6 protein-coding genes are annotated in these 8,649 nt (G+C 39.0%); 4 read left to right on the top strand and 2 right to left on the bottom strand.

What is annotated here, in order from left to right:
* Positions 1 to 949, bottom strand: a 949-nt coding sequence (locus tag H529_RS0104055; protein WP_022855271.1) for a DRTGG domain-containing protein, incomplete at its 3' end; no start/stop codon positions are given.
* A 45-nt stretch (positions 950 to 994) separates the two neighbouring features.
* Entirely contained in the window at positions 995 to 3,088 is a 2,094-nt protein-coding gene (gene acs / locus H529_RS0104050) for an acetate--CoA ligase alpha subunit (RefSeq protein ID WP_022855270.1), read from the bottom strand.
* A 538-nt stretch (positions 3,089 to 3,626) separates the two neighbouring features.
* On the opposite strand from acs, the gene H529_RS0104045 reads away from it, so the two are divergent.
* Genes H529_RS0104045 through H529_RS0104030 form a run of 4 tightly spaced genes read left to right on the top strand, consistent with a single transcriptional unit; the run spans position 3,627 to position 8,600 of the window.
* Positions 3,627 to 5,390 (top strand): L-lactate permease, encoded by a 1,764-nt coding sequence (locus tag H529_RS0104045; RefSeq protein WP_022855269.1) that lies wholly within the window; start codon positions 3,627 to 3,629, stop codon positions 5,388 to 5,390.
* Complete coding sequence (locus H529_RS0104040; protein ID WP_022855268.1) at positions 5,380 to 6,771, top strand: FAD-binding oxidoreductase; 1,392 nt, start codon at positions 5,380 to 5,382, stop codon at positions 6,769 to 6,771. Before H529_RS0104045 ends, H529_RS0104040 begins: the two co-directional genes overlap by 11 nt.
* A 3-nt stretch (positions 6,772 to 6,774) precedes the next feature.
* A complete protein-coding gene (locus tag H529_RS0104035; protein ID WP_022855267.1) occupies positions 6,775 to 8,064 on the top strand; it encodes a (Fe-S)-binding protein in 1,290 nt (429 codons plus the stop codon).
* Positions 8,064 to 8,600 carry a LutC/YkgG family protein gene (locus H529_RS0104030; protein ID WP_022855266.1) on the top strand — a complete coding sequence of 179 codons (537 nt, stop codon included), beginning with the start codon at positions 8,064 to 8,066 and terminating at the stop codon, positions 8,598 to 8,600. The genes H529_RS0104035 and H529_RS0104030 overlap by 1 nt, the downstream gene beginning before the upstream one ends.
* Positions 8,601 to 8,649: the final 49 nt, after the last annotated feature.

Genomic DNA, 8,649 nt, shown 5'->3' with positions numbered 1-8,649 from the left:
GTATTTTTTCAACTGCCGAGAAGGTATCAAGAGAGGTCACCACAACTGGCACTCCCTTTGTCTTAGCTATGTTTACCACCATCTCGCTTGGATATAAACCCCCTGTCAAAAGTAAACACTTGGTAGAAGTCTCTAAAGCTAAAATCTGAATGTCTGTCCTGTTTACCCCTGTTATCACTAACTTGTTAGGTATCCTTAAAAAATACCTCATCGCATTCTCAGGGTCCATCGCACCTATCGTAATGTTCTCTACAAACTCATCAAGCTTGTCCTCACAACACACAATACCCCCGTTAACCACCTCAAGTAGCGTCCTAACCGTTACTGCCTCAAGCAACTTGTCCTTCTTGAAAACCCCTAAAACCTCTACACCCTTACCCTCTAAGTATGGAATCACCTTTTCCTTTACATAAGGATATTCCTCAACAGGGACCTTGTTTATCACCGCACCGGCAAAATTTTCTCCTAAAAGCTCTTTGATTCCTAAAATGTCGTCTACCGAGGTCTCTCCATCCCAAAGCTGAACTATTAATCCCTTGCCTTTTAATTCTTTTATTAAATGAAAACTGTCTATCCCAAGGCTGTAGCCTTCAAAAATGTTGTCCCCCCCAACCACAAAAAGGTAATCCTTAAGTTCAGCCTGTTTTTTTATAACCTCTCTTATCTGCTGGTCTACTGATATGTCTTCTCCTTCAAACAGTTTGTACTGTACATCATAAGTAAACACAAACGGGCAGGACCATTCTACAGGGTCCTCAAGCTCTAAGACCTTATGGATAAACATCGCCTCTTCATCAAGAATTTTATCTCCTACCTTGACAGGCACCTTGCCTATCAACTTCATATAACCCACTTTACTTCCCTTTTCTTTCAGGTTTAAAGCAAGGCCTAAGGCCAAGATGTTTCTTCCGGTAAACGGTCTGTTTGATACCAAAAATATGGTTTTCATCTCCTTACCCCCTTGTTTTTTTCGATTTTTAAGCTTCAACGGGTATCACCCTATGATAATCCTTGCATCTAAAGCTACACCTCCTAATTCTTTTACTAAATAAGGGTTAATATCTATCTCTTTTATAATAGGAAACTCTTCAACCAGCTGAGATAATCTTAGGATTTTATCTACTATAGCGTCTTTATCACAGGGTTTTTCTCCTCTCACTCCTTCTAAGAGTTTTTTCCCTTTTATTTCTTCTATCATTTCGTAAGCTTCTCTTTTACCTACAGGTGTAAGCCTAAAACTTACATCCTTTAGCACCTCTACATAAACCCCACCTAATCCAAACATTATCATATGACCAAAGGTGTTATCGTAAGTTACCCCTAAGATAACCTCTTTCCCACCAGTTACCATTTCGTAAATGTTAACCCCTTTGATATACGCCCCAGGCATGGCCCTTTTAACATTTATCGTCATCTCAAGAAAGGCTTCTCTTACTTCTTTTTCGTCCTTAAGACCTACTTTTACCCCTCCTACATCGGTTTTATGGATAATATGGGGTGAGCTGATTTTCATAACTACCGGATAACCTATTTGTTCAGCAATTTTAACTGCTTCATCGGCAGTTCTGGCAAGCCCCCTTCTTGGAAACTCTATTCCATAAAGACTTAATATTTTCATAGCGTTTTCTTCTCCTATTACACTTACCCCAGCATCTCTAAGTGCTTCAAGCATCAATCCTATTTCTTTTTTAACTTCTTCGGAGATAGGAAATTTTATATATTCATCTTCTTCCCTGTGTTTGTATTTGACGTAATGTACCAACTTGCTGTAGGCATTTATAGCTATTAGTGGGTCTTCATAACAAGCTATGTTGTTTGTTTTTAAGTAAGAGGTTGCTTCTCTGACTTTGGGTCCTCCTATAAAACAACCTACAAAAGGTTTTTCTGTTTCTTTACTTTTTTCTAACATTATCTTTGCTACATTTTCTACATCTGTCATCGCTTGAGGAGTAAGTATTACACAAACTCCGTCTACGTTAGGATCAACCACTGCCCTTTCTAAAACTACCATATATCTTTCTGAGGTAGCATCTCCTATTACGTCTACAGGGTTGTAAAGGGCAGCTGTAGGAGGTAGCTTTTCTGCTAAGTATTCGATAGATTCTTTTGACATAGGATATAGTTTTAATCCATTTTTTTCTGCAGTATCTGCAGCGATAATCCCTGGCCCACCTGCGTTGGTCACGATAAGCAGTTTTTCCCCTGAAGGAAACTTTCCGCTTTTAAAAACTTCTGCTACCTCAAAAAGTTCCTTTATTCCTTCTACCCTTATAACTCCAGCCTTTCTAAAAGCTTCTGTAAAGGCTCTGTCTGATCCAGCTAAAGCCCCTGTATGAGAGGAAGCTGCTCTGGCACCAGCTTCGGTTGCACCAGATTTTATGAGGATAACAGGTTTTTTCTTAGCTACTCTTTTTGCTACTTCTATAAAACGTTTTCCGTCTTTAACATCCTCTATATATCCAAGGATAATGTCTGTATCTTCGTCTTCTCCAAAGTACTCCAAAAAGTCTGTTTCGTTTAGGTCAGCTTTGTTACCAAAACTAACAAATTTTCCAAAACCAAAACCACTACCTATAGCCCAATCTATTAAAGCTACCCCTAAGGCTCCAGACTGAGAAAAGAAAGAAACCCTTCCTTTAGGAGGTAGCTCTGGAGCAAAAGTTGCATTTATACCTAACTCTGTATTTATTACCCCTAAACAATTAGGCCCAACCATCCTTATCCCATACTTTTTGATGAGGTCTAAAATCTCCCTTTCAAGTTTGGCTCCCTCTTCTCCAGTTTCTTTAAATCCTGCAGTAATAACAACTACTCCTTTAACCCCAGCTTCTCCGCAATCTTTTATAACCGAAGGTACTACTTTGGCCGGAACTACAATCACAGCTAAATCTATTTTTTCTCCTACTGCAGAAACCGAGGGATAACACTTAAGTCCTAATATTTCTTTGCGTTTTGGGTTTATCGGAAAGAGCTTGCCTGCATAGCCTTGGGTTAAAAGGTTTTTTAGGATAATATGACCGATCTTTTTCTCTTCTTCAGAGGCACCTACCACCGCGATACTCTCAGGTTTAAAGATAAAATCCAGCATCTTATTCCCCTCTTTAAGTTATTTTTTTCACAGTATCTTGCCTCAAAGTTCGCTTTAAAAATAAACCACCTTGGTTTTAAAGTCAACCATGAAAAAATCTTGAATTTTAGAATTAAAAATTTTTTTCTTTTTGAATCTTGTAGTTTCAAAATTTTTTGTTGATTTTTTTTGAATTTCTTTATAGTTTACTTTTTAAATACTTTTTTATATTATCTTGTATAATTTTAAAATATATATTGATATATTGTAGGTCTAAAAAGTCTTTTTGGGGCTGAAGGAAAAAATTTTATAAAAATGGGTAGGAAAAATTAGATGTTATTTTATAATTTTGCCAAGCTTATTGTCTATTGAAAAGGTTTAAAGAAAAAAAAGAAAAAGAGAAATAAAAAAAAGAAAGACCTTGAGATATTTTTCTCTAATTTTTTCAAAAATTTAATAAAATACTAAAAAATTTTGGACTTGACAATAATTTTAAATAGATTTATATGTTGAGCTTAAAAAAGGATTACCAAAAATAATTTCAAAAGGAGGGTAGGTTATGGCTTGGCAGATGGATGTAAATCCTTTAGGTAGTATTGGGTTGTCGGCCTTGGTAGCATCCATTCCCATTTTTTTCCTTTTTTGGGCTTTAGCTTACAAAAGGATGAAGGGGCATTGGGCTGCGTTAGGTGCTGTCCTTATAGCTTTAATAATAGCTGTTATTGTTTATAAGATGCCTGTTAACCTGGCGGTGCTTTCTACTTTTTATGGTTTCCTCTTCGGGCTTTGGCCTGTTTCTTGGATTGTTATCACTGCTATTTATCTTTATAACCTTTCTGTAGAAACGAAGCAGTTTGAAATCATCAAAAACTCTTTAGCTGCGATAAGTAACGACCGAAGGATTCAGGCTATTCTTATAGCTTTTTGTTTCGGAGCGTTTTTAGAGGGTGCGGCTGGATTTGGTACACCGGTTGCTATCTCTGCAGCTATGCTTGCAGGTATTGGATTTAACCCGGTTTATGCCTCTGGTATAGCCCTTTTGGCAAACACTGCACCAGTTGCCTTTGGTGCTATTGGAATCCCTATCGTGGTTGGTGCTCAGGTGTCAGGAGTAGATTTGATGGCTTTGTCTAAGATGGTAGGAAGGCAGCTTCCCTTTTTTAGTGTGCTGATTCCTTTGTATATGTCGGTGGTTATGGCTGGTTGGAAAAAGACTTTAGAAATCTGGCCAGTTCTTCTCGTTGCTGGTGGTTCTTTTGCTATTACACAGTTTTTGGTTTCTAACTATTTAGGTCCATATCTTCCAGATATTTTATCTGCTATCGTAACTATCTTCTGTACAGCTATTTTTGTAAGGATTTGGCATCCTAAGGAGGTTTGGACCTTTGAACATGAAGAAGTGGTAGAAAAGGCTAAACTTCAGTACACTTTAGGACAGGTTTTCAGGGCATGGGCACCTTTTATACTCCTTTCTATTTTTGTTGCTGCTTGGGGTGTTAAGTCAGTTAAAGTAGCTTTAGACCAGATTTTGACCTTAAAATTTCCTATCGTTGGACTTGACAAAGAGGTAATAGACTATGTAGGTAAGCCTAAGGCAGCAGTTTATACCTGGAATATACTTAGCGCCGCAGGAACCTCTATTCTTTTTGCAGCTATTCTTTCTATACCTGTAGTAGGTGCTTCTATTTCTACCGCGATCAGAGTTGCAGGAAAAACCCTTAATTCTCTTAAATGGGCAATCCTTACCATCGGAATTATTTTAGGATTTGCTTATCTTATGAACTATTCTGGTATGGCTATTACCTTGGGATTGGCTTTTGCTTCTACCGGATTTTTATTCCCGCTTTTCTCTGCCTTCCTTGGTTGGTTAGGAGTGTTTATGACTGGTTCTGATACCTCTACCAACGCTCTTTTTGGTAAACTTCAAGAAGTTACTGCAAGACAGATCGGTATAGACCCTGTGCTTACGGTAGCTACCAACTCCTCCGGTGGTGTTATGGGTAAGATGATCTCTCCTCAGTCTATAGCTGTGGCTACCGCAGCAACCGGTCTTAGCGGAAAAGAGGGAGATATTTTTAGATTTACCTTTAAACATTCTGTAATTTTAACTTTCTTGATGGGAATTCTTGCGATGTTACAGGCCTATGTGTTTACTTGGATGATACCTGTCTGGGAAAAGGCGGTAGAGACTGCTAAAGCTGCTTCAGCTGCACAAGCGGCAGTTCAGGAAGGATATAACATACTTATAGCTACCTTTGTAGCTTCGATTTTATTGGTAATCATTTCAAGAATTGTAGGCAAGGGGGCAAATTATGTTAAGTAATGCCTTTATAAATGCCTGTATTTCTCTCTTAGGAGAGGAAAATGTTTTAACCAAAGAATCAGAGCTTATAACCTACAGTTATGATGCTACCCCAGGGATCCCCAGGGAAATTCCTGGGGCGGTACTTTTCCCTCAAACTACAGAGCAGGTACAGGGAATAGTTAAGCTTTGTCGAGAGAATAAAGTACCTATCTATCCAAGAGGGGCAGGGACCTGTTTAAGCGGGGGCCCTGTCCCCTTAAGTAAAGGAGTGGTAATCTCCTTTCAAAGGATGAACAAGATTTTGGAAATAGATACTGACAATCTTACCGCAACGGTGCAACCTGGGGTGGTAGTAGCTACCCTTAATGCAGAGGTGGCTAAGTATGGTTTAATCTATCCTCCAGACCCTGGGTCTATGGCAGTGGCTACCATCGGAGGAACCGTAGCAGAAAACGCAGGTGGTTTAAGAGGTCTTAAGTATGGGGTTACCAAACACTATGTAATGGGTATGGAGGTGGTTCTACCTACTGGAGAGGTGTTTAGATTTGGAGGAAAAACCGTTAAAAACGTCACCGCCTATGATTTTACCGGACTTTTTGTAGGGTCTGAAGGAACCTTGGGTATTATTACCGAGGTAATTTTAAAGCTTATCCCTGCACCTAAGTACAGAAAATCTATGATAGCCTTTTTTGGTACCCTTGAAGATGCAGGGCAAACGGTTACAGACATCATAAGGGCTCACGTTATACCTGCTACTTTAGAGATTATGGATAACATGACCATAAGGACTGTGGAAAATTTTGCTAAAGTAGGTCTCCCTACTGATGCTGCTGCGCTGTTGCTTATAGAGGTTGACGGAAACGGAAAAGATGGGGTAGAGGAAGAGGCAAAGAAGGTAGTAGAGGTAATACAGAAAAATAAAGGAAAATACAAAGTTGCAGAAACAGACCAGGAAAGAGACAACCTCTGGGCAGCAAGGAGGGCAGCCCTTCCGGCTTTAGCTCAGGTAAAGCCAGCTACAGTGTTAGAGGACGCAACGGTTCCCAGGACAAAAATCGTAGATATGCTACGGGCTATTCAAGAAATCGCTAAAAAATACAACCTTACCATAGGAACCTTTGGTCATGCTGGAGACGGAAATCTTCATCCCACCATCTTGGTTGACCCTATGGATAAAGACGAGATGGCAAGACTTGATAAAGCCATAGACGAAATCTTTGAGGCTGCTTTAAAACTTGGAGGAACGCTTTCAGGAGAACATGGAATAGGGGTAGCCAAGAAAAAGTATCTGAAGAATGAAATCGGTAGCTCTGGCATTGAGGTTATGAAACGTCTTAAAAAGGCTCTGGACCCTGATAATATTTTAAATCCTGGAAAATTAGTCCCTATGGAGGATTAAACGGTGGGAAAAAGCATCTTTGAAAACGATGAAGCTTTAAAGAGAGAACTTATAAGATGTATGAAGTGTGGTAACTGCATGGCTGTTTGTCCTGTTTATGGGACTGAGGTAAAGGAAAGTGCAGTTGCCAGAGGTAAGATTGCCTTAGGAGAGGCCTACTTAGAAGGTAAAATTCGCGATAAGGATCTTATGAACCTTATCTATAACTGTTTGGTATGTAAGTCCTGCATGCTTGCCTGCCCTACAGGGGTAAAGTACGATAAAATTATTTTGGCACTAAGACATAAGCTTGCAAAAGATTTAGGTAAACCTTGGGTAAAAAAATTAGCTTTTTGGGCTTTAACTCATCCATCTCTTTTTGATAAGGGGTTAAAAGCTTTTTCTAAAATGCAAGGGTTCTTTTTAGAAAAACGGGGGCCTAAACTTAGGGCCCCAAGGGCTTTCTTGAGAACCCTTGGAAAGAGGTTTGATGAATACTTTGTGCTTCCAGAGTTTGCCTCTAAGTCTTTTAGGGATAGTACACCTGAGGTGGTAGAGGTCTCCAACCCTCAGGCTACAGCTTTATTTTTCACCGGCTGTTCTATAAACTATCTTTATCCAGAAATAGGAGATGATATTCTTTTTGTTTTAAAGAAAAATGCAATAAAAACTTTAATCCCTAAGGGGCAGAACTGTTGTGGTATGCCAGTTATGGTGCACGGAGATATAGAAAAGGCAAAGGAGCTGGCTAAAAACAACTTGGACCTTTTTGAAAGGATAAACCCAGAATATATCATAACAGGATGTGCTTCTTGTGGAAGTGCTCTAAAACACGAATATCCTATGATCTTTGAAGGTGATCAAGAATACGAGACAAAAGCTAAAAAATGGGCTGAAAAGGTATACGATATTACCAGTTTTCTTTTAAAAGTTATCAAGCTTAAAAAGCCAAAGGCAGAGTTAAAGCTTAAGGTAACCTATCATGATCCTTGTCATCTTAAAAAATCTATGAAGGTTTGGGTAGAGCCAAGAGAAATTTTAAAAGCTATTCCAGGGGTTGAGTTGGTCGAGATGAAAAAACCAGATGCCTGTTGTGGAAGCGGTGGTTCTTATCACTTAGCTTACGCAGATACCAGCTTAAAGATACTTCAGTCCAAGATGGAAGACGTAAAAAATACCAAAGCAGAGGTGGTAGCCACAGAATGTCCGGCTTGTATGATGCAGTTAGGAGAAGGTACTCAAAGATATAAGGTTAACGCAAAGGTAAAACATGTAATAAGCCTGCTTGCAGAGGCTTACAGGAGGGAATCATAATGTTTGAACTTTTTAAAGAAAAAGCTTCTGCTTTGATGGCAGAGGTATATTCTTTTAAAAACCGAAAAGAAGCTTTAGAGTTTATAAAAGGATTTATAAAAGAAAACACCTCATCTGAGGACAAAAAATCAGTTGTTTGGTATGATACCTGGTTTTTGGATGGGGAGAGAAAAGAAGACCTTTTAGCAGACCTCCCTCAGATTACCTTTGAATTTACCCCAGAAATAGCAAGTCAAGCTAAAATCGGGATAAACGAAGTAGACGGGGCTATAGCTGAGTCTGGTTCTTTGATAGAGGTTTCTAACCACATACAGAAAAGGTTGGTCTCAAGTTTACCAGAGATTCACATAGCTATCCTTCCTAAAAGCAGGATCTTCCCAGACCTTAAAACCGCCCTTCGTTCTTTTAATTTGACTAATACTCCTTATGTAACCCTAATCAGCGGCCCCAGTAGGACGGCAGACATAGAAAGGGTGTTAACCATAGGGGTTCACGGTCCAGAAAGGGTGATAATTGTTTGCGTTGAAAATTTATAGATTTATTTTGATTTAATTATTGACTTAAAATTATTTATAAAAATAAAAA

Source organism: Thermodesulfobacterium thermophilum DSM 1276, assembly GCF_000421605.1.
Lineage (GTDB): Bacteria > Desulfobacterota > Thermodesulfobacteria > Thermodesulfobacteriales > Thermodesulfobacteriaceae > Thermodesulfobacterium > Thermodesulfobacterium thermophilum.
The sequence above is the reverse complement of the archived record's forward strand: the minus strand, read 5'-3'. Positions and strand labels throughout refer to the sequence as shown.